This window comes from Hymenobacter convexus, from assembly GCF_030580955.1.
Classification (GTDB): Bacteria; Bacteroidota; Bacteroidia; order Cytophagales; family Hymenobacteraceae; genus Hymenobacter.
Genome location: NZ_JAUQON010000010.1, coordinates 81,990 through 101,564, shown reverse-complemented (window position 1 = coordinate 101,564; position 19,575 = coordinate 81,990). Strand labels below are relative to the sequence as shown.

Genomic DNA, 19,575 nt, shown 5'->3' with positions numbered 1-19,575 from the left:
TGATGCAACGCATGCCGGGCCAAAAGGGTCATCGAGGCAGGTCCTTCAATTCATTCCTTCCTATCCCCATGCTTTCCTCCCGACTTGCCCTGGGCGCGCTGCTGCTGGCCGCCCCCGTGCTGGGCCACGCCCAAACCTCTCCTGCTACCGATGCCACGGCGGCGCCCCGTTTCTACGTGGGCCTGGGTGCCTACAGCAGCTACTACCAGCGCTTCGGCCGCGAATACCTCGGCACGGGCGCGCAAGTGCGGGTGCCGGTGCAGCTCACGGCCGGCTACCAGCTGCGGCCCCGGCTGGCCGTGCAGCTGGGCGTGGCCTACAGCGGTATTTCCCAGGATTATGCCACGGCTTACTACGTGTACTACACCATGAACGCCCCAGCGGGCTACACCGAATCGAAGGGGGCTTACACCAGCCGCCGGACGTCGGTATCGGCCCTGGCCCGCTATACCCTCACCCGCAACCTGAGCCACCGCCTGCAGTTCGACGCGCTGGGCGGCCTGACCCTGGAGCGCAGCAGCAGCCACAGCAAAGGCATCCGTTCCGATAGCGTGCAAAATACGTTCGTGACCGCCCCCTACGACTACCGGTACGCCCAAAACAACCTGGTGCTCAGCCTGGGCGCCGGCGTGTGCTACCGCATTGCCCCGCGCTTCGACCTGACCTACGACCTGCTGCTGAACGGCGGCGTTTGGTCCGACCAGTCCTACCTCTACAAGGGGCTGAGCTTCAGCAACGCGCTGGGCCTGCGCTACCGCTTCGGCCAGCGCTGAGCAATAGCGGCTCCTCCGCACCGCTTCCCAGAGTCGCCTTGCTCCGGCAAGGCGGCTTTTTTTATGCGCTTCGGGCCGGGCCGAACAATTGGCGCTTTTTGTCCGGGCTCATGCAACGGCGGGCTGCCCAACGGCATCTAAGCGGTATTCTCACACCTTTTCCTTCTCTGCTCATGCTCCTTTCCCGTCATGCCCTGAGTGGCCTGTTGCTGGCCCTGCCGCTGCTCGGCCACGCCCAAACCATTGCCGAACCGGCCCCGGCCTCCCCGCGCTACTACGTGGGGCTGGCGGCCTACAGCAGCTACTACCAACCCCTCGAAGGCCGCCACCCGGGCGTGACGGGCCTGGCCGTGCCGCTGCAACTCACGGCGGGCTACCAGCTGCGCCCGCGCCTGGCGGTGCAGGTGGGCCTGGCCTACAGCAGCTCGGCCTATACGTATAACGGCGACGGTTATTTCTATAATCTGAACAGCAACAAGGGTATCTATTACAAATACGCGGGCAATAGCAGCAACCGCAACACGTCCGTGTCGGTGCTGGCCCGCTACACCCTCACCCGTAAGCCCGGGCACCGCCTGCAGTTCGATGCCCTGGGCGGCTTCGCCCTGGAGCACCGCCGGGGCACCGACCGCGGCACCTACATCGACAGCACCGGCGGCCGCCGCAACGAGAACTCCTACGACGACCGCGCCTCCGACAACGCCCTGCTCATTACGGCCGGACTGGGCACACGCTACCGCCTCAGCCCCCGCTTCGACCTCACCCTCGACCTGCTGCTCAACCGCTCCCTCACTTCGCCCCCCGAGAACTACCGGGCTGGCCTCACCGGGAGCGGTGCTCTGGGCCTGCGCTACCGGTTTGGGCGGCGGTAGGGCGCGTTCCGGCACCTGCCAGCGGCGGCCGCTCCCGGTTGGGGGCGGCCGTTTTTGCGCAAGACAGGATTTAGCGCCAACGGCGAATATCGACACATAATAGCCTATAAAACAGATTTTTATTCCACCATTCATCACTTGGCAGCTGTATCTGACTGCTCAGGCCGGGAGGACGTGCCCGCTGCTTCCGCCACGCTTCGGCCCAAGCCCGAAAACGTTGTGAGCGGTTTTGTCGAATACAGCTCAGCTTGGGGTTCATCGGCGCGCTAGCCAATGGCCCCCCGCCCTTACTAGACGCTCGTTATTCGCCCAATGCCTGATTCTTCCGCTTCTGCCCCGCCCCACGCCGCCCCGGCCCCCGACGACCTGCTGCGCGCCGTGCTGGAAGTGTCGCTGGCGCCCATCAACTTGTTGCGCCCCGTTTGGGCGGCCGAGGGCGGCGCAATTACCGATTTCCAACTCGACTACCTCAACCCCGCCGCTCAGCGCCTCACGGGCCTGGCCGAGCAGCCCGGCGGCACCCTGCAAACGCATTTTCCCAACGCCTTTGGCAACGGGTTGTTCGACTTCTACCGCCGCGTGTTCGAAACCGGCCACCCCGACCAGCTGCCCCTGCACTACCACCCCGACCAGCCCACTACCTTCCTGCAGGTGGCAGCCCGCCGGCACGCCGGGCAGGTAGTGGCCAGCTTCCTCGATGCGGCCCAGGGCCCGCGCACGGCTGTGGAAACCGCCCTGCGCGAAAGCCGCGCCCGCGAGCAGGCCGCCCACGCCGAAGCCGAGCGCCAGCGCGCCGAGCTGCAGCGGGTGTTTGAGCAGGCCCCGCTGGCCATTGCCGTGTACCGGGGCCCCAACTACGTCATCGAATTGGCCAACCCCACCGTGTGCCGGCTGTGGGGCCGCAGCCAGCGCGACATCCTCGGCAAGGGCTTGTTCGAGGCGCTGCCCGAAGTGGCCGGCATGGGCTACGAGCAGCTGCTCGATGAGGTGATGGCCACCGGCGTGCCCTACGTGGCCCACGGCATGGAAGCTCAGCACGACCGCAACGGCCGGCGCGACACCCTGTACTGGGACTTTGTGTACGTGCCCATGCACGAAGCCGACGGGAGCGTGCGCGGGGTGATGGTAGTAGCCACCGACGCCACCACCCAGGTGCGCGCCCGCCAGCAGATGCAACAGCTCAACGACGAGCTGGAAATGCGCGTGACGGCCCGCTCGGCCGAGGCCCGCGCCGCGCAGTTTGAGGCCGAGCAGCAGCGCGAATACGCCCGCACCCAGCAGGCCCTGCTGGGCCAGATACTGCGCCAGGTACCGGCCTCCATTGCCACCCTCATGGGCCCCGAGCACCGCTACACCTACTTCAACGACCAGTACCAGGCCCTGACGGCCGGCCGCACCGTGCTGGGCCAGACGGTGGCCGACGTGCTGCCCGAGGTGAAAGACCAGGGCTTTATCGGGCTGCTCGACGAGGTGTACGCCACCGGCCAGCCTTTCATCGGCAGCGATACGCCCATCATGCTCCTCGACCCCGCCACCGGCCAGGCCGAGCAACGCTACGTGGACCTCATCTACCAGCCACTGTTCGACGCCCACCAGCAGCCGCAGGGCATTCTGGCGTTTATTCTGGACGTGACCGACAAGGTGCGGGCCCGCCAGCACGTGCAGGAGCTGAACGAGGAGCTGGCCACCAGCAACCAGGAAATCCAGGCCACCAACCAGGAGCTTAACTACTCCAACCACCGCCTTACCCGCACCAACGCCGACCTCGACACCTTCGTTTACACGGCCTCGCACGACCTCAAGGTGCCCATCGCCAACATTGAGGGCCTGCTGCTGGCCCTGCGCCACGACTTGCCACCGGAGGTGCTGGCCGCCCCCCTGGTGGCGCGCCTCCTCAACCTGATGCAGGGCTCGGTGGCCCGCTTCCAGCAAACCATCGGCCACCTCACCGACATTTCCCAGCTCCAGCAGTCCGAAACCGCCGAAACCGTGGACCTGGCAGAACTCATCGAGGACGTGCGCCTCGACCTGGCCCCGCTCATCGAGGCCGCCCCGGCCGCCCTCACCGTGGCCCTGGACGGCTGCGACGCCGTGCGCGTGGCCCCCAAAGCCCTCCGCTCGGTGGTCTACAACCTGCTCTCGAACGCCGTGAAGTACCGCGCCCCCACCCGGCCGGCCCAGGTGCAACTGCGCGCCCACTGCGCCCCCGGCCGCCTCACCCTCGAAGTGCAGGACAACGGCCTGGGCCTGAGCGCCGCCCAGCAGGGCCAGCTCTTCGGGATGTTCCGCCGCTTGCACACCCACGTCGAAGGCTCGGGCGTGGGCCTGTTCATGGTGAAGCGCCTGATTGAAAACGCCGGCGGCACCATCGAGGTGCAGAGCGAGCCGGGCGTGGGCAGCACCTTCCGGGTGATGCTGCCGGCGTAGGGGGGCGAACAAGACTGAGCTTTAGCCACTCAAAACAGAACGTCATGCTGAGCGCAGCCGAAGCATCTCTACCGCGCAACGCAATCCGTTCGATTGGATTTACTGCGGCGGTAGAGATGCTTCGGCTGCGCTCAGCATGACGTTCTGTTTCAGTTCATGTGGGCTTCGCCTTCTGGCCCCGGCTCTAATTGGGCAGGGCGGCCTTGCGGGCCGTCACAGCCTGAATGGCGTCGAGGGTGGCTGCCCTGCGCCACCCGCCCTCTCCTACTCCGGCCGCTCGTTCAAATCCACCTTGGTCTTCTTGTTGATGGAGATGAACACGCCCACGAACAGCATGCGCGGGGCGCCGGGCGTCACGGCGGCGCTGCGGAGCTGGCCGCTGGCATCGGGTTGGGCGGCGAAGGTGTAGCCGTAGATGTTGGAGCGGCCCAGCACGTTGGAGGCCGACACGTAGACGATGGTGAACTGCCCGAACCAGTGGGTGAGGTAGCTCGCGTTCAGGCTCAGGTCCTGGTAGGCGGGCAGGCGGCTCTGGTTGTAGCCGGGCAGGTTGGGGTCGTTGTAGGCGCGGGGCGAGCCGCAGCTGTAGGTGAAGCCCACCTGGGTGTGGATTTTCTGCACCCAGTACTTGCCCACCACGCTCAGGTTGTGCCGGGCCACGAAGGTGGGCACGGCCATCACCGGGTCTTGGCGGAACTGGCGGCGCGTGTCCACAAAGCCGTAGCTCACCCAGTAATCGGCCTTTTTGAAGGTGGTGCGGTCCCGGAACATTACATCCAGGCCCCGGGCGTAGCCGCTGCCGGCGTTCTGGTAAGTGGCGGGGTTGAAGGGCTGGGCGGCGCTGAAGGTGGAGAGTTGAGCGTAGTTCTTCTGGTAGATTTCGGCCCGCAGGATGCGCTCCTGCACCTGGCGCTGGTAAGTCAGCATACAATGCTCGGCCCGCTCAAACTGCAGAGCGTGGCTGATGCGCAGCAGGTCGGTGGTGGGCGTTTGGTAGAAGTAGCCCCAGGCGGCGGAAAGCTGGCTGTTGGCGCCGGTTTTATAAGCCAGCCCTAGGCGCGGCGCGGCATTGAAGAGGCCCAGCAGCGCCGAGTACTCGGTGCGCAGGCCGGCGCGGGCGGCCAGCAGGTGGCTCAGCACGAGGTCGCTTTCGGCGAAGGCGGCGGCACGCTGCTCGTCCACGGCCAGCTCCCGGGTGGGCGCCTCGGCCGAGGGCTGGTACTGCTGGCGGTAGCGCTGGGCGTAGCCTTCGAGGCCCATTTTAAGGTTGAACCAGGTGCTGGCCGAGTCGTTGGTGAGCACCAGCCGCGCCACGGCGGAGCGGTCGAGGTCGCGCACGGTCTGCACGTCGGGGCGCACAAGGTTGTCGTCCTGCGTGAGGGCCAGGCCGGTGTTCAGGCTCCAGCCGCGGCGCAGCGGGGCGCGGTAGCTGGCGTTGAGGTAGAGGTTGTCGTTGGCCAGGGCCACGGGGTGGCCGGCCTCGAAGCCGGGGTTGGCGTCGGGCTGGCGCAGGGCTAGGCGCTGGCTGGCGTAGGTACCGTACACTTTCAGCAGGCCGGCCTCCCCTACTTTGTGCGCCAGCTTGGCGGTGCCGCCCAGGCTGAGCGGGGCGCGTACCCAGCCGAAGGTTTGGGGCACGAGGTTGAAGTACGGAGCCAGATTGGAATAGTCGGCGCTCACGGCCAGGCTGGTGCGGTCCCAGCGCTTGGTGCGGGCCAAGCTGCCGCCCACGCTCATCACCGACACGCTGGTCATGGTTTCGGGGGCCAGGTCGGTCGAGTTTAGGGCCACCACGGCGCTCAGGGCCTGCCCGTACTCGGCCGAGTAGCCGCCGGTGCTGAACACGGTGCCTTTGAAGAGGAACGGCGAAAACCGGCCCCGCGAGGCCACGTTGGGCACGGCGCTGCCGTAGGGCGTTTGCACGGGCAGGCCGTCGAGGTAGGTTTTGGTTTCGGAAGCCGCCCCGCCGCGCACGAAGAGCTGGCCGGTTTCGCCCACCCGGGTGGTGCCGGGCAGCGCGTTCAGCGCCCCGGCAATGTCGCCCAGCGCGCCGGCCGTGGTCACGATGTCAAGGGGCTTGAGCACGGCGCTGCGCTTTTCGTCGCTGGCCTCGAAGGCGCCGGCCGTCACCACCACGTCGCCGAGGGCGGCGCGGCTGGCTTTCAGCCGCAGGTTGGGCAGGTGAATGGGGCCGGTGCCCAGGGTCACCAGCGTTTCCTGGGGCTCGTAGCCGATGAAGGTGGCCACCAGCACGGCGGGCCCGGCGGCGCGGTCGGTGCTGAACGCGAAGCGGCCCAGCGAGTCGGTGCTGGCCCCGTCGAAGGTGGTTTTCAGGAACACGTTCACGCCGGGCAGGGGCTGGCCGGCGGCATCGCGCACGGTGCCGCTGAGGCGGGTGCTGGTTTCAATGGTTGGATGGGCGGATGGCTGAATGGCTGAATTGGGGGTTTGGGCGAGGATGGCGGCGGGGGCGGTGCTCAGCAGCAGGAGCAGCGGGAGTAGCGGAGTTTTCATGGGGCCAGCGGCGAGGTGATGGCTCAAAGGTGCCGGCCGCGCCCGCCAGCCTTCAACTAAAAGGCGCCGAAGCGCTGGCCGAGGCAGATGGAACGCCGGCCGAGAAAGACGAACCGCTGGCCGAGAAAACCGAACCTATCGGACGGCGGGCCGTTTGGGGTGAAGCGGCCCCGCATGGGCCGAGCTGGTAACTTTGCAGCACTTCAGGGGCCGGGGGGCCAAACTTCACAGCCACCTCATGCGCGTCCTGCTACCTTCAAAGCCGAAAACCCGTCGTTGCCCATGACAACTGCCACTGCTGCTGCCATCGATTACCGCGCCCTGTTTCATGCCCTGCCCGGCTCCTACCTGCTGCTAGCGCCCGATGGCACCGTGCTCGACAACTCCGATGAGCACGTGGCCGTGTCGATGCTGCCGCGCGAACAGGCCGTGGGCCGCAACATTTTCGACGCTTTTCCCTCGGCCCCCGACAGCCAGCGCAACCTGGCCGCCTCGCACGAGCAGGTGCGCCGCACCCTGCGCCCCGATACCATGCCCCTGCTGCGCTACGACCTGGAGCGCCCCGCCGAGCTGGGCGGCGGCACCGAGGAACGGTACTGGCAGCTCACCCACTACCCCCTTCTCGACGCCAATGGCCAACTGCAGTTCATTCTGCAGATTCCGCAGGACGTGACGGCCCAGCACCGGGCCACCGCCCAGGCCGCCGAAGCCCAGCAAGCGCTCAACGAGGCGCAGGACCGCACCCGGTTCATCCTCGAAAGCCTGCCCGTGCTGGTGTGGACCAACCGCCCCGATGGCACGCCCGACTACTTCAATCCCCGCTGGCTGGAGTTCACGGGCAAGACCCTGCACGAGATGCTGGCCCTCGACTGGAACTCCCTCACCCACCCCGACGACCGCGCCGGCCTGGTGCAGGGCTGGCAAAAGGCCCTGGCCGACGGCACGCCCTTCCAGTACGAGTACCGCCTGCGCCGGCACGACGGCCAGTACCGCTGGCTGCTCATCCGCAGCTCGCCCCGGCGCGATGCCCGCGGCGCCATCAGCATGTGGGTGGGTGCCGCCAACGACATTCACGAGCAGCGCCAGATGGTACAGGAGCTGCTGGGCGCCAACGAAACCCAGGCCGCCCTGGCCGAGCAGGCCTACCAGACCTATCAGCAGGCCGAAACCCAACGCGCTACCTACCACAACCTGTTTATGCAGGCGCCGGCCATGATTTGCATCCTGCGCGGCCCAGAACATAAATACGACTTCGTGAACCCGGTGTACCAGCAGATTTTCCCGCACCGCGAATTGCTGGGCCGCACGGTGGCCGAGGCCCTGCCCGAAGTGAAAGACCAGGGCATCATCGACATTCTCGACAAGGTGTACCAGACCGGCGAAACCTTCCACGCCCACGAGCTGCCCCTGCAGCTGGAGCGCGATGCCAGCCAGGAGCTGCGCGTTTCGTATTTCAACTTCACCTACCAGCAGTTTCAGGAGCAGGGCCGGCCGGCCGGCATCATGGTGTTTGCCTACGAAGTCACCGACCTCGTGCGCGCCCGCCAAGCCCTCGAAAAGCTGCGCAAACAGGGCCCCGACGCCGGTGGGCAGCCGTTGGCCTAGCGCTCCGCCACTGTCCCACGTTGCTGGTTTCTATTTCGATTTTTAAGCTCTCCAATGGCTCTTTCCTCCTTCGACTTTCAGCAGGCCCGCGTGAAGCTGGTGTTGTTTAAGTCGCGACTGCGCTCGGTCCTCTACGGGGTGCGCGAGGCCGAGCCCGCCCTCTTTTCGGTGGCCGACAACCCCGTGGGCCAGTGGGTGCGCACCTCACTGCGCCCCGAGCTGGGCAGCCGCAGCGAAGTGCGCGAGCTGGAAACGGCGCTGCAACACATGCTCAGCACCGGCGAAACCCTGGCCACCCGCTACCAGCGCGGCCAGATTGAAGAAGCCCGCGCCGGCCTCGACCAGGTGAATGCCTTTGCCGACCAGATTGAGGCCCTGCTCACGGCCCTGGAGCGCGGCTACACGGCCGCCGCCTAGCAGGCGGGGGCCTTCGGGCCGCGCTCCTTACTTTTACGCATTGTTCCGGTTTTGCCAACCGTTTTTTTGCCTTATGCCTGCCACGTCTGCACCCGCAACCTCCGTCGATTACCAGCGCTTGTTTCGCTCGCTCCCGGATAATTTCCTGCTGATGACCCCCGATGCGACCATTGTCGACAACACCGACGGCCACGTGGCCGCGTCGCTGAAACCGCGCGAGGAGGCCGTGGGCCGGTCCATGTTCGACGCCTACCCGTCCGTCGACCAGAACCAGGGCGACATCATTGCCGCCTCGCACGAATACGTGCGCCAGCACCTGGCCCCCCACGCCATGCCCGTCATTCGCTACGACCTGGCCAAGCCCGCCGAGCAGGGCGGCGGCTTTGAGGAAATGTACTGGCAGGCCACGCACTACCCCTTGCTTGATGAGCAGGGCCACCTCGAATACATCCTGCAGCGCACCCAGAACATCACGGAGCAGTACCGCGCCGCCCAGGAAGCCGCCCGCGCCCAGGCGGCCCTGGCCGAATCGCAGGACCGCACCCGCTTTGTGCTCGAAAACCTGCCCGTTCTCATCTGGACGGCCACGCCCGACGGCAACCGCGACTTCTTCAACTCGCGCTGGCTGGCCTTCACCGGCCGCACCCAGGAGGAGCAGATGGGTGCGCAGTGGAGCACCAGCATCCACCCCGACGACCGGGAGCGCGTGCTGGCTACCTGGCAAAAATCAGTGGAAACCGGCGAGCTGTACCAGGTGGAATACCGCCTGCGCCGCCACGACGGCCAGTACCGCTGGATTCTGGTGCGGGCCACGCCCCGGCGCGACGCCCAGGGCAACATCAACCTGTGGGTGGGCGGCGCCACCGACATCCACGAGCAGCGCCAGATGGTGCAGGAGCTCCTGGATGCCAACGAAACCCAGGCCGTGCTGGCCGAGCAGGCCTACCAGCTTTACCAGAAAGCCGAAGGCCAGCGCGAAACCTACCACCAGCTGTTTATGCAGGCGCCGGCCATGATTTGCATCCTGCGCGGCCCGGAGCACCGCTACGAGTTTGTGAACCCCAACTACCAGCTCCTGTTCCCGCACCGCGAGCTGCTGGGCCACACCGTGGCCGAAGTGCTGCCCGAAGTGAAAGACCAGGGCATCATTGACATCCTCGACAACGTATACCGGACCGGCGAAACCTTCCGCGGCAACGAAATGCTGATGCAGTTGGAGCGCGACGCCAGCAAGACGCTCAAGGACACGTATTTCAACTTCATCTACCAGCAGTTCCGCGAGAACGACCAGCCCGCCGGCATCATGGTGTTTGCCTACGAAGTCACGGATTTGGTGGTGGCCCGGCAGGCGCTCGAGCGCCTCAGCGGCAGCATTGGCCTTTAAGGCCGCGCATTGTGGCCCAATTATGGCTTTGCCCGCCTGCTTCTCCCTACTGTTTCGCTTACCCCTCCCCGCATGGCCCTCACTTCTTTCGACTTTCAGCAGGCCCGCGTGAAGCAGGTGTTGTTCAAGTCGCGGCTACGCTCGGTCCTCTACGGGGTGCGTGAGGCGGAACCCGCCCTCTTTTCGCTGCGCGAAAACCCCTTGGGCCAGTGGCTGCAAACCTCCGTGAAGCCCACCCTGGGCGGCCAGCCCGAGGTGCGCGAAATCGAGCGCGTGCTCCAGCAAATGCTCACCAAAGGCCAGGATTTGGTCACGAGCTACACCCGCGGCCACATCGAAGAATCGCGCGCCGGCCTCGACCAAATCAACACCTTCGCCGACCACATCGAAGTTCTGCTAACCCGTCTGGAAATGGGTGCGGCCGTGGCGTAATCAGTCGTTTTTTCAGGCCCGCCGGAAAGAACGTCAGGCCGGATTAAATGAACGTCATGCAGAGCGCAGCGCAGCATCTTGCCCGCAGTTGCTAATTGTTTTTTGATTGCGTTGCGCTCTGCATGACGTTCTTTTTTCCCCTCTCTCCTACTACCAATTGAACAGCGCTGCCGCGTTGCGCGTCGTGGCCTCGGCCACTTCGGCCACGTCTTTGCCCAGCAGCTCGGCCACGCGGCGCAGCACCAGCGGCAGGTAGGCGGGCTCGTTGCGCTTGCCGCGGTGCGGCACGGGCGCCAGGTAGGGGCAGTCGGTTTCGAGCAGCAGGTGCTCCAGGCCAATGCCCGGCAGCACCTTGTCGGCCCCGCCATTCTTGAACGTGGCCACGCCCCCGATGCCCAGCATAAAGCCCAGCTTGATGGCCTGCTCGGCCTCCTGCGGCGTGCCCGAGAAGCAGTGAAACACGCCCCGCAGGGTCCCGTCCTGCGCCGCTTCCACCAGGGCCACGGTTTCGGCAAAGGCCTCGCGGGTGTGCAGCACAATGGGCAGCTTGTGCTTCTTGGCCATTGCCAGCTGGATTTTCAGGGCCTCCTGCTGCTCGGCCAGCAGGGTTTTGTCCCAGTACAAATCGAGGCCGCACTCGCCCACGGCGGCGAAGGGCCGGCGCCCCAGCCAGGTTTCCACCTCGTACAGGTCCTGCTCGAAGCTGCGCGTGACGGAGCACGGGTGCAGGCCCATCATGGCGAAGCAGGTTTCGGGCGCCTGGGCTTCGAGCTCCATCATGGCGTCGATGCTGCTGTGGTCCACGTTGGGCATCACGATGGTGCGCACGCCAGCCTCCTGGGCCCGGCGCAGGGCGTCGAGGCGGTCGGGCTTGAATTGTTCGGAGTAGAGGTGGGCGTGCGAGTCGGTGATGTGCATTTTGTTGGGTTATCAGGAATCTGGAAAGAGAGCACAAAAGAACGTCATGCCGAGCGCAGCCGAAACATCTCTACTGCGCAAGTAATTTATTTACTACTCCCAGTAGAGATGTTTCGGCTGCGCTCAGCATGACGTTCTTTTAGTTCTTATCAACCCCTCATTCATATCGTCTCCCCTTCCACACCACGGCCCCGCCAAAAACCCGGAAGCCGATGATGCTAATGGTCAGCGCCAGCGTATAAAGCTCGAACAGCGGCAGCCACCACCACGGCAGCCGCAGCCCCGCCCGGCGGTGCCCCAGATAGGCCAACGTGCCCTGCACCAGCACCTTGCCGCCCCAGACTACCAGCGCTGGCCCTGTCCCCGCCACCCGCGCCAGCCCCGCCAGCGCCGGCCAGAAACCACTGAAAATCAGCAGCTGCAAACGCAACCCCAGCGGCAGGGCTTCCACGCCGCGCAGCCAGCGGCGGCGCTGCTTCAGCAGGGCCGGCCAGTTGGGCATGGGCAAAGAATCGGCCCGCGCGGCGGCGCTGAACACGTGCCGGAAGCCGAAGCCGCGCGCCACGGCGGCTTGGAATAAGGCAAAATCCTCGGTCACGGAAAAGGGCAGTGCCTCGTAGCCACCGGTGGCCTCGTAGGCGGCACGGGTCACGAGCATGTTGTTGCCCATGGCCGTCACGGGCCGGCCCTGCTCGCTCACCACTTGCACAAGGCTCAGCGAAAGCAGCCAGTCGATGCCCTGTAACTGATGAAACAGCCGCGGCCCGCGCACCGCCGTGATGCCCGTGACGGTGCCCACGCCCGGTGCCGCATGCGATAGCAAGGACTCTATCCAGCTGATGGGCAGATGAATATCCGCGTCGGTAATAAAGAAGTATTCGGTGGTGGCGTGCCGCGCCAGATGAGCCAGCACGTTGGCCTTGCCCCGGGCCTGGCCCAGGTTTTCGGTGATGGGAATGACCTGGAACCGGCCCGCGAAGCCCTGCATGGCGGCCTCGGCCACGGCAGCGGTTCGGTCGGTGCTGGCATCGTCGCCCACCAGAATTTCGAGCAGCTCGGCGGGATAATTCAACTGCCGCAGGCTGGCCAGGCAGCGCGGCAGGGCCATTTCCTCGTCGCGGGCGGCAATGAGGATGCTCACGCGCGGCAGCGGCTGGGGCAGCGGGCCGGCCGGGTGGGCACCGAGCCGGGCAGCAAAGCGCCAGGTAGCGTAAGCCAGACTGCTCAGCCACAGCAGCAAAAAAGCCAGCAGCAACCCACTCACGGCGCCAGAAATTGAAAGCCCCGCTCGGCAAAATGTGCCAGCACGCGCGGCAACACGAAGCGCAGCCGGGCGCTGGCCTTGCGGCTGTCGTGGAACACGATTACATCACCGGGGCGCACGGCGGCCAGCGTGTAGCGCAGGCAATCCTCAGGGCTTAAGGTGGGGTCGTAGTCGCGGGTCAGCACCGACCACATAATCACCCGGTAATCCTGTTGCAGCAGCGGCAGCAGCGGCCACGTCAGCCGGCCGTGGGGCGGGCGAAAAAGTGGCGCCGCAGCTTCCGTTGCTGTAGAAGCGGCAGGCAGCAGCTGACTAAGGATGTGCTGACACTCGGCCACATCCGCCCGATAATCGGTGCGCGACTGGCTCCAGGCGCTGCGGTGGCGCTGGGTATGGTTGCCGAGGCGGTGGCCGGCGGCCAGGGCGGCGCGGGCAATGTCGGGGTGGCGGCCCAGGTTTTCGCCCACGCAGAAAAAGGCCGCCCGGGCGTTGTACCGGGCCAGCTGCTCCAGCACCCAAGGCGTTTCTTCGGGAATGGGGCCGTCGTCGAAAGTCAGGTAGAGCGTGGGGGCACCGGTGGGCGTGGCGGCCGGGCCGGTCCACTCGCAGCCGGGCAGCAGGGCGTGCAGTAGCTTGGGCGGCCGGGTGAGCAAAGCCGCTTCGAGCCGGGAACCCAGCCGCATCAGGAGCGCACGATGTGCATGAAGGGAACTTCCGTGTCGGGCAGCGGGCCCAGCACAGCCGCCAGCACGGCCAGGAAAGCGGCGGCGGTATCGGGCTGGCCGGCGGCCGGCCCCCGGCCCAGGTGGCGGTGCGTGTCGCCGGCCCATTCGCCTATCTGGGTGGGCGCGCCGGCGGGGCCGCTCAGGCCCAGCGTGGCTTCCAGGGTGAAATAGCGCGGGCGCTTTTCATCGGCTTCGGTTTCGGGCTCGTCATCCTCTTCGTACACCAAAGCCGAAAAGTAAGCCTCCATCGTGGCCTGGGGCGGCGGCAGATGCAACAGGGCCGTAGCGCGGCCGGCCACTTCGTGCCAGCTCAGGCGCAGGCCCCGGGGCGCTACTTTATCAGGAGCCGGGATGTTTTCGGCCGCTTTTTCCCACACGTACTGCAGCAGCTCCCGCGCCAGGTACGGGTCGCTCAACTCGCGGCGCACCGAAGCCGGGCGGCGCCAGGCCAGCTGCGGCAGCAGCACGTGGGTAAAATTGTAGGAATGCAGACGCGCCATAAAGAGCTACAAAAGTAACCAAGGCGCTTTGCTTAATGAAGAACGAGGAATGAATAGTGGGCAAAAGGACCGTCATGTCGAGCGCAGCCGAGACATGACGGTTCGATACCCTCTTCAACCAACGGTTCCAATCGCCTTCTCCACCGCTTCCCACAGCACTTCGGCGCTACGGGCCCACGAGAAGCGGCTCAGGTTCTGCTGCCCCTGCGCCATCAGCTGCTGGCGCACGCCGGCATTTTCCCACAGGCGGGCCAGCCCGGCGGCAATGCTTTCCGGCGCGTGCGGGTCGACCAGCTCGGCTCCGCCCTCCCCCGCTACTTCGGGCATTGAGCTGACGTTGGACGTGAGCACCGGGCAGCCGCTGGCCTGCGCCTCCACAATGGGAATACCAAAACCCTCGAAATAAGGCACATATACCGTAGCCAAAGCGGCCGCATACAGCCCCGCCAGCTCGGCATCGGCCACGCGGCCAGTGAAATGCACGGCGTTTTGGTGGCGCATCTGCTGGTACGCCTCCAGAATGGGGCCAGCCTTCCAGGCCTTGCGGCCCACGATGAGCAGCTGCGCCGCCGAGGCGTCCGGGCCAGCCTGGGTTTTAAAAAGGTCGAAGGCCCGCAACAGATTACCAAGATTTTTGCGCGGCTGCAGGGCACCCACAAACAGAAAATACGGCTGCCCGTGGCTGAAGCGGCGCCGGGTTTCGCGCTGTGCATCCTCCGGCTGGGGCCGAAACAGCGCGGCCGGCGCGTTGTAGGCCACGCTGATTTTAGCCGGGCTGATGCCGTAGGTTTGCACAACATCGGCCTTGGTGGCCTCCGACACGGCCACCAGCTGCGCCGAGGCCCGGGCAAAGCGGGGCATAAACCAGTGGTAGTACTTGCGTTGCAGCAGGCCCACATCGAGTGGAAAATGCTCGAACGCCAGGTCGTGAATGACCGTGACGCGCGGCACCGTGGTGGCCAGCGTAGTGAACCCATCCAGACTCAGAAAAGCCGCCGGGCGGTGCCGGGCCAGCCACAGCGCCACCGCCCCCTCAAACCACGCCACAAATAGAAACGGGTGCCGCGCGGGCGGCAGCAGCACGTGCGGCACCACGTTGGGCCCGAACAGGTAGCGCTTATCAAAGGCGCGGTCGAACAGGAAATGGAACGTCACCTCCGGGTGCTGGACCACCAGCCGGCTCAGCGTCTCGTAGCTGAAGCGGCCGATGCCCTCCAGGTGCGCGTCCGGCAGCAAAAAACGGGTATTGACGGCGATGTGCAGCGGATGAATTGGAGTACTCAATGAACGTCATGCTGAGCGCAGCCGAAGCGTCTCTACTGCGCAAGTAATTAAATAGTATTGAGGTAGAGATGTCTCGGCTGCGCTCGACATGACCGTTCTTCTCTCATCAACTCAGCCCTTGCCCGTCAGACTCATAATCTCCTTTCTTCGCACCAGCCCCGTGCCCAGCACAATCAGCCCGAACACCGCGGCCATCACGCCGGCCTCCACCCACCAGCGCAGGTACAGGCCGTATTGCAGCATGTACCAGGCGCCGCACAGCAGCCCAAAGGCCAGCAGCAGCCGGGCCAGCAGCCGCCCCGGCACGCCCACGCCGGTGCGCCGCGCCACCAGCACCAGGTAGCCGACGGACACGGCCACGGCGCACAGCAACGTATCGAGCGAGGCGGCAATGGCGCCGTAGCGGGGCAAGAGGAACAGGTTCAGGCCGATGTTGAGGAAGATGCTGAGGGCCACCAGCCAGCTCACGGCGCGCTCGTGGGTGGTGCTGGTGAGCAGGGTGCTATAGATGGCGAAGAAGGCATGCACCAGCACGTTAAGGAACAGAATTTTCAGGCACAAGGTCATGCGCGCCACCTCGGCCGGGGTGCTGTGGCTGAACTGCCAGAACACCACCTCGCCCCGAAACAGCACGAAGGCCACAATGAAAAGCATCGGCAGCGTGACGATGCGCTGCCCAAACATGAGCAGCTGGCGCTGGGCGCCGGCATCCTTCGGTACGCTGGCAAACTTGGCAAAAAACAGCGGCAGCACCGTCCAGGCGTACATCATCACGGCATCGACCCAGCGGTAGGCGCCGGCGTAGTAGCCCGCCTCGGTGGGCGAGGCCAGGCGTTCGAGCATCACCATGTCGATGCGTTCGTTCACGCCATACAGCAGCGTCATCAGCGCGAAGGGCAGGCTGGCGCGCAGGGCCGTGCGGGCCACGGGGCCCTGCCAGCGGTAGCGCACCCGGCCAAACAGGCGCGTCATCAGCCCGTAGGTGAGCACGGCAGTGAAGGCAGCGGCCCCCAGCCGGGCGCCCACGTAACTGGGCAGCGTGAGGCCGATGGGCAGCAGCACAAGTACGGCCCCGAGCAGCACGAATTTTTCGAGCACCGAGAGCACGGCGTCGGTGTTGAATTTCTGGTGGGCCTGCAGGGTGCCGCGCAAAAACTGCCCGTACTGGGCCAGCAGCAGGGCCGCGCCCACCGCCCCGAGCAGCAGCAGCTCGTTGCCGCGGTAGCCCAGCACCCAGCCCACCACCAGCATGGCGGCCAGCGCCACAAAGTTGAGGGCCCCGCGCAGGGGCAGCAGCGTGGGGAAGGTTTCGGCCATGAAGCGGGGCTCGGCTGCCACGCGTTGCACGGCGTAGGGCGTGAGGCCGAGGTCGGACAGCGCGGCCACCACCAGCGTGAGGGCCGAGAGGGCCGTGACCAGCCCGAACGTGGCGTGGCCGAGCCGGTCCTGCACCAGGTTTTCGACCACCACCCAGCCGGGTTTCACCAGCAGGTTGAGCAGGACGACGAAGCTGATATTGCCAAAAAACCGTTTGATGCCGACGAGGTAGCTAGGAGCGGAAAAGGATAACCGGCACGGTGTACCGGATTTGCAAAGCTACGCAACGCACCGGCCCAACCGTATGGCGTGCCGAACGGGGCCATTTTCCGGCTATCTTTGCCTGCCGCCTTCCCGCCCCTTCCCTCCCATTTAAAAGAACGGGCGCAGGCGCCTTCTGTTCTGTATGTCTGCACCTTCTTTCTCGCTGGTGGGCCTGGGGCCCATTATCAACCGCTGGAAAAACCTCGTGGCCGGGGCCGTGGTCCTGGCCGCCGTCGTGAGCATTGTGGTGGCGCTGCTGATGCCCAACATCTACCGCTCCACCGCCATCTTCATCCCCACCAACCCGCAAACGGCTGACCCTGACCGCCTGCTGGAAGAAAACGGCCAGTCGCGCAACAAGCTGGAGCTGGGCGGCCGGGCCGAAGACCTGGACCGCGCCATCACCATCGGCGAGTCGCAGCCGGTGGCCGAGCTGCTTATCAAGCGCTTTGGCCTCTACAAGCATTACAAGGCCGGTGCGCCCGGCGACGACGTGGCCGACAACTACGTACTCAAGGAATTTACCGACAACCTGTCCATCGTGCACAACGAGCGCGACGCCATCGAGCTCACCTTCATGGACGAGGACAAGAACCTGGCCGCCAAAGTGGCCAACGCCCTGGTGCAGGTCATCGACTCGGTGAACCAGCAGCTGACGCTGGAAAACCGCCAGAAAGTGCGCGACCTCTACCGCACCCGCTACGAGTACCTGAGCAACAGCTTCGAGCGCAGCCGCCAGGAGCTGGTGGGCGCCCGCAAGCACTACGGCATCTTCGGCCTCGAAATGCAGGGCCGCTACATGGTGAAGCAGCTCATCGAAACCGAGGCGGCCCTGCGCAAGGCCGAAGCCAGCGGCGGCGACGTGGCCGGCCTGCGCAAGGCCCTGCGCGGCCTCACCAAGGCCGACGGCGGCAACCTCATCAACCTGGAGCGCTACGTGCAGGGCACCGACTCGCTGAGCATGTTCACCACCCGCGTGGCCGATTTGCAGGGCCGCCTTATCTCGGCCCGCTCGGCCTTCGAAACGGCCGAGCTGAGCTTGAAAGGACACCTTTCCAGCGTGTATGTGGTGCAGAAAGCCTACCCGGCCACCAAGAAAATCAAGCCCGTGCGCTGGCTGATTGTGGTAGGCTCCGTGGTGCTCACGTTCGTGCTGTCGGTGATTTTCATCGCCCTGCTGGAGCTGTACCGCCGCAACCGGCCCAGTGCCGCCCGCCCGGCGTGAACCCGTCCGTAACCAACCTCTGGCACCGGCTCCGGCAGTCCTTCGATGGAGCGCAGCTGCTGTTTATGGCCTTCGTGGGCCTGCTGCTGGTGAGTGGCGCGGCGGCCGCCCTCACGCGCCTGCCCGCCCTGCTGCTGCCCGCGGCCCTGGCCGTGGGCCTGCTGGTGGTGCTGGTGGAGTGGCGCTGGGTGTACTACCTGCTGTTTTTTCTGCTGCCTTTTTCGGAGGAAATCAGCCTCTTTGGCGGCCTGAGCATGGACGTGCCTTCCGAGCCGCTGATGCTGGCCCTCACGGGGTGCGTGGGCGCGGCGCTGCTGCTGGGTGCCGGCCGCATTCCGCGCCGCGAGTGGCTCAACCCGCTGCTCATTATCCTGGGCCTGATGTTGTTGTGGACGGCCGTCGATGCGTTTTTTTCAGTCGACACGCTGAAATCCGTTAAGTACCTGCTAGCCAAGGTGTGGTACCTCACGCCGTTTGTGCTGGGCACGCTGCTCATCGTGCGCCGCCCGGCCGACGCCTGGCGTTTCGCGGCCTTTTATGCCACCGGGGCGTGCCTGAGCGTGATGTACGTGGTGAGCCGGCACGCCACCAAGGGCTTCAGCTTCGCCGACATCAACTGGGCGCTGCGGCCGTTTTTCCGCAACCACGTCATCTACGCCACCATGCTGGCGCTGCTCATCCCCTTCTGCTGGTTTGCGATGCGCGCCGCCACGAAAGTGGGTCCGAAAATAGCCTGGCGCGTGGTGCTGGGCGTGCTGCTATTTGGCCTGCTCACGTCCTACACGCGGGCTTCCATACTGTCGCTGCCCATTGCGGCGCTCTATTTTTTGGTGATGCGGCTGCGCTTTACCAAGGTGGTGCTGGTGGCCGTGGCCGTGGCAACGGCCTTCGGCGTGGTGCACATTGCCACCGGCGACAATTACATGGAGTTTGCGCCCAACTACGAGCGCACCATTTTCAACGGCAAGAACTTCGAGAAGCACCTCGAAGCCACCTACAAAATGCAGGACGTGTCGGGCATGGAGCGGGTGTACCGCTGGGTGGCCGCCGCCCGTATGATTGCCGATAAACCCATCGTAGGCAGCGGCGCGGCCACGTTCTACCCCGAGTATAAGCGCTACACCATCAAGAGCTTCCGCACGTACGTGAGCGACAACCCCGAGAAATCGACCACGCACAACTACTTCCTGCTGCAGTTGGCCGAACAAGGGATTCCCGGCTTTCTGCTCTTTCTCGTCTTCATCGGTACAGCGCTGCTGAAGGCCGAAAGCCTCTACCACCGCTCGCGCCAGCAGCCCGAAGTGCGCCGCGTGATACTGGGCGCTACCATGTCGTTTATCGTCATCGTGTTCCACCTCACCCTCAATGAGTTGGTGGAAGTGGACCGGATTGGTCCGGTGTTTTTTATCTGCGTGGCCTTGCTCATCCGCAGCGAAAGCTGGCTGGCGGAAGCACAGGAAGGAGAGGCGGACTCGTCATTGCGAGCGTAGCGAAGCAATCCGTCTTGTCAAAACCAGACTCTTCCTTTCACCAGAAAGCCCAGATACTGCACAGTGCCGGGGCTTTTCACATTTTAGGGCCTTGTGTTATTAGGATTAGGCTAGTCGCTGAGAACAGGACGGATTGCTTCGCCGTGCCTCCTCGCAATGACAAG

General features: G+C 65.3%; 16 protein-coding genes. 9 read left to right on the top strand and 7 right to left on the bottom strand.

The window, feature by feature from the left end:
• The first annotated feature begins 68 nt into the window (after positions 1-68).
• From Q4S41_RS19550 to Q4S41_RS19540, 3 genes are all read left to right on the top strand, one after another.
• The gene (locus Q4S41_RS19550; protein ID WP_305032815.1) at positions 69-773 is read left to right on the top strand and encodes an outer membrane beta-barrel protein; all 705 of its coding nucleotides are present in this window, start codon (positions 69-71) and stop codon (positions 771-773) included.
• Between the two features lie 173 nt (positions 774-946).
• Positions 947-1,645, top strand: coding sequence for an outer membrane beta-barrel protein (locus tag Q4S41_RS19545; RefSeq protein ID WP_305032814.1), 699 nt, complete (start codon positions 947-949; stop codon positions 1,643-1,645).
• Positions 1,646-1,957: 312 nt separating this feature from the next.
• Positions 1,958-4,072, top strand: a complete 2,115-nt coding sequence (locus tag Q4S41_RS19540) for a PAS domain-containing sensor histidine kinase (RefSeq protein WP_305032813.1) — start codon at positions 1,958-1,960, stop codon at positions 4,070-4,072.
• A 264-nt stretch (positions 4,073-4,336) separates the two neighbouring features.
• On the opposite strand, the gene Q4S41_RS19535 is transcribed toward Q4S41_RS19540, so the two are convergent.
• Complete coding sequence (locus Q4S41_RS19535) at positions 4,337-6,586, bottom strand: TonB-dependent receptor (protein ID WP_305032812.1); 2,250 nt, start codon at positions 6,584-6,586, stop codon at positions 4,337-4,339.
• Positions 6,587-6,868: 282 nt separating this feature from the next.
• Here Q4S41_RS19535 and Q4S41_RS19530 point away from each other — a divergent pair, with 282 nt between their 5' ends.
• The 4 genes from Q4S41_RS19530 (at position 6,869) to Q4S41_RS19515 (ending at position 10,424) form a co-directional block, all read left to right on the top strand.
• Positions 6,869-8,191, top strand: a complete 1,323-nt coding sequence (locus tag Q4S41_RS19530; RefSeq protein ID WP_305032811.1) for a PAS domain-containing protein — start codon at positions 6,869-6,871, stop codon at positions 8,189-8,191.
• Positions 8,192-8,245: 54 nt separating this feature from the next.
• Positions 8,246-8,608: a hypothetical protein gene (locus Q4S41_RS19525; protein WP_305032810.1), complete on the top strand. Its 363-nt coding sequence runs from the start codon at positions 8,246-8,248 to the stop codon at positions 8,606-8,608.
• A 73-nt stretch (positions 8,609-8,681) separates the two neighbouring features.
• Positions 8,682-9,992: a PAS domain-containing protein gene (locus tag Q4S41_RS19520; protein ID WP_305032809.1), complete on the top strand. Its 1,311-nt coding sequence runs from the start codon at positions 8,682-8,684 to the stop codon at positions 9,990-9,992.
• A 72-nt stretch (positions 9,993-10,064) separates the two neighbouring features.
• On the top strand, positions 10,065-10,424 hold the full coding sequence (locus Q4S41_RS19515; RefSeq protein WP_305032808.1) for a hypothetical protein: 360 nt from the start codon (positions 10,065-10,067) through the stop codon (positions 10,422-10,424).
• 150 nt (positions 10,425-10,574) lie between these two features.
• Here the strand turns inward: Q4S41_RS19515 and Q4S41_RS19510 are convergent, their stop codons facing one another.
• The 6 genes from Q4S41_RS19510 to Q4S41_RS19485 all read right to left on the bottom strand — a co-directional run bounded on the left by Q4S41_RS19510 (position 10,575) and on the right by Q4S41_RS19485 (position 16,630).
• Positions 10,575-11,342 (bottom strand): TatD family hydrolase, encoded by a 768-nt coding sequence (locus tag Q4S41_RS19510; RefSeq protein ID WP_305032807.1) that lies wholly within the window; start codon positions 11,340-11,342, stop codon positions 10,575-10,577.
• Between the two features lie 157 nt (positions 11,343-11,499).
• Complete coding sequence (locus Q4S41_RS19505; protein WP_305032806.1) at positions 11,500-12,606, bottom strand: glycosyltransferase; 1,107 nt, start codon at positions 12,604-12,606, stop codon at positions 11,500-11,502.
• Positions 12,603-13,289 (bottom strand): polysaccharide deacetylase family protein, encoded by a 687-nt coding sequence (locus Q4S41_RS19500; RefSeq protein ID WP_305032805.1) that lies wholly within the window; start codon positions 13,287-13,289, stop codon positions 12,603-12,605. The genes Q4S41_RS19505 and Q4S41_RS19500 overlap by 4 nt, the downstream gene beginning before the upstream one ends.
• Positions 13,289-13,831, bottom strand: coding sequence for a hypothetical protein (locus tag Q4S41_RS19495; protein ID WP_305032804.1), 543 nt, complete (start codon positions 13,829-13,831; stop codon positions 13,289-13,291). Before Q4S41_RS19495 ends, Q4S41_RS19500 begins: the two co-directional genes overlap by 1 nt.
• Positions 13,832-13,945: 114 nt before the next feature.
• Positions 13,946-15,115, bottom strand: a complete 1,170-nt coding sequence (locus Q4S41_RS19490; protein ID WP_305032803.1) for a glycosyltransferase family 4 protein — start codon at positions 15,113-15,115, stop codon at positions 13,946-13,948.
• A 111-nt stretch (positions 15,116-15,226) separates the two neighbouring features.
• Positions 15,227-16,630, bottom strand: coding sequence for an oligosaccharide flippase family protein (locus Q4S41_RS19485; protein ID WP_305032904.1), 1,404 nt, complete (start codon positions 16,628-16,630; stop codon positions 15,227-15,229).
• A 208-nt stretch (positions 16,631-16,838) separates the two neighbouring features.
• On the opposite strand from Q4S41_RS19485, the gene Q4S41_RS19480 reads away from it, so the two are divergent.
• On the top strand, positions 16,839-17,921 hold the full coding sequence (locus Q4S41_RS19480) for a hypothetical protein (protein WP_305032802.1): 1,083 nt from the start codon (positions 16,839-16,841) through the stop codon (positions 17,919-17,921).
• The gene (locus tag Q4S41_RS19475; RefSeq protein ID WP_305032801.1) at positions 17,918-19,411 is read left to right on the top strand and encodes an O-antigen ligase family protein; all 1,494 of its coding nucleotides are present in this window, start codon (positions 17,918-17,920) and stop codon (positions 19,409-19,411) included. The genes Q4S41_RS19480 and Q4S41_RS19475 overlap by 4 nt, the downstream gene beginning before the upstream one ends.
• Positions 19,412-19,575 lie beyond the last annotated feature (164 nt).

Excerpts from the sequence above, each read along its gene's own strand:
- Q4S41_RS19550 (WP_305032815.1), top strand. The coding sequence starts at position 69 with ATGCTTTCCTCCCGACTTGCCCTGGGCGCGCTGCTGCTGGCCGCCCCC.
- Q4S41_RS19545 (WP_305032814.1), top strand. The coding sequence starts at position 947 with ATGCTCCTTTCCCGTCATGCCCTGAGTGGCCTGTTGCTGGCCCTGCCG.
- Q4S41_RS19540 (WP_305032813.1), top strand. The coding sequence starts at position 1,958 with ATGCCTGATTCTTCCGCTTCTGCCCCGCCCCACGCCGCCCCGGCCCCC.
- Q4S41_RS19535 (WP_305032812.1), bottom strand. The coding sequence starts at position 6,586 with ATGAAAACTCCGCTACTCCCGCTGCTCCTGCTGCTGAGCACCGCCCCC.
- Q4S41_RS19530 (WP_305032811.1), top strand. The coding sequence starts at position 6,869 with ATGACAACTGCCACTGCTGCTGCCATCGATTACCGCGCCCTGTTTCAT.
- Q4S41_RS19525 (WP_305032810.1), top strand. The coding sequence starts at position 8,246 with ATGGCTCTTTCCTCCTTCGACTTTCAGCAGGCCCGCGTGAAGCTGGTG.
- Q4S41_RS19520 (WP_305032809.1), top strand. The coding sequence starts at position 8,682 with ATGCCTGCCACGTCTGCACCCGCAACCTCCGTCGATTACCAGCGCTTG.
- Q4S41_RS19515 (WP_305032808.1), top strand. The coding sequence starts at position 10,065 with ATGGCCCTCACTTCTTTCGACTTTCAGCAGGCCCGCGTGAAGCAGGTG.
- Q4S41_RS19510 (WP_305032807.1), bottom strand. The coding sequence starts at position 11,342 with ATGCACATCACCGACTCGCACGCCCACCTCTACTCCGAACAATTCAAG.
- Q4S41_RS19500 (WP_305032805.1), bottom strand. The coding sequence starts at position 13,289 with ATGCGGCTGGGTTCCCGGCTCGAAGCGGCTTTGCTCACCCGGCCGCCC.
- Q4S41_RS19495 (WP_305032804.1), bottom strand. The coding sequence starts at position 13,831 with ATGGCGCGTCTGCATTCCTACAATTTTACCCACGTGCTGCTGCCGCAG.
- Q4S41_RS19480 (WP_305032802.1), top strand. The coding sequence starts at position 16,839 with ATGTCTGCACCTTCTTTCTCGCTGGTGGGCCTGGGGCCCATTATCAAC.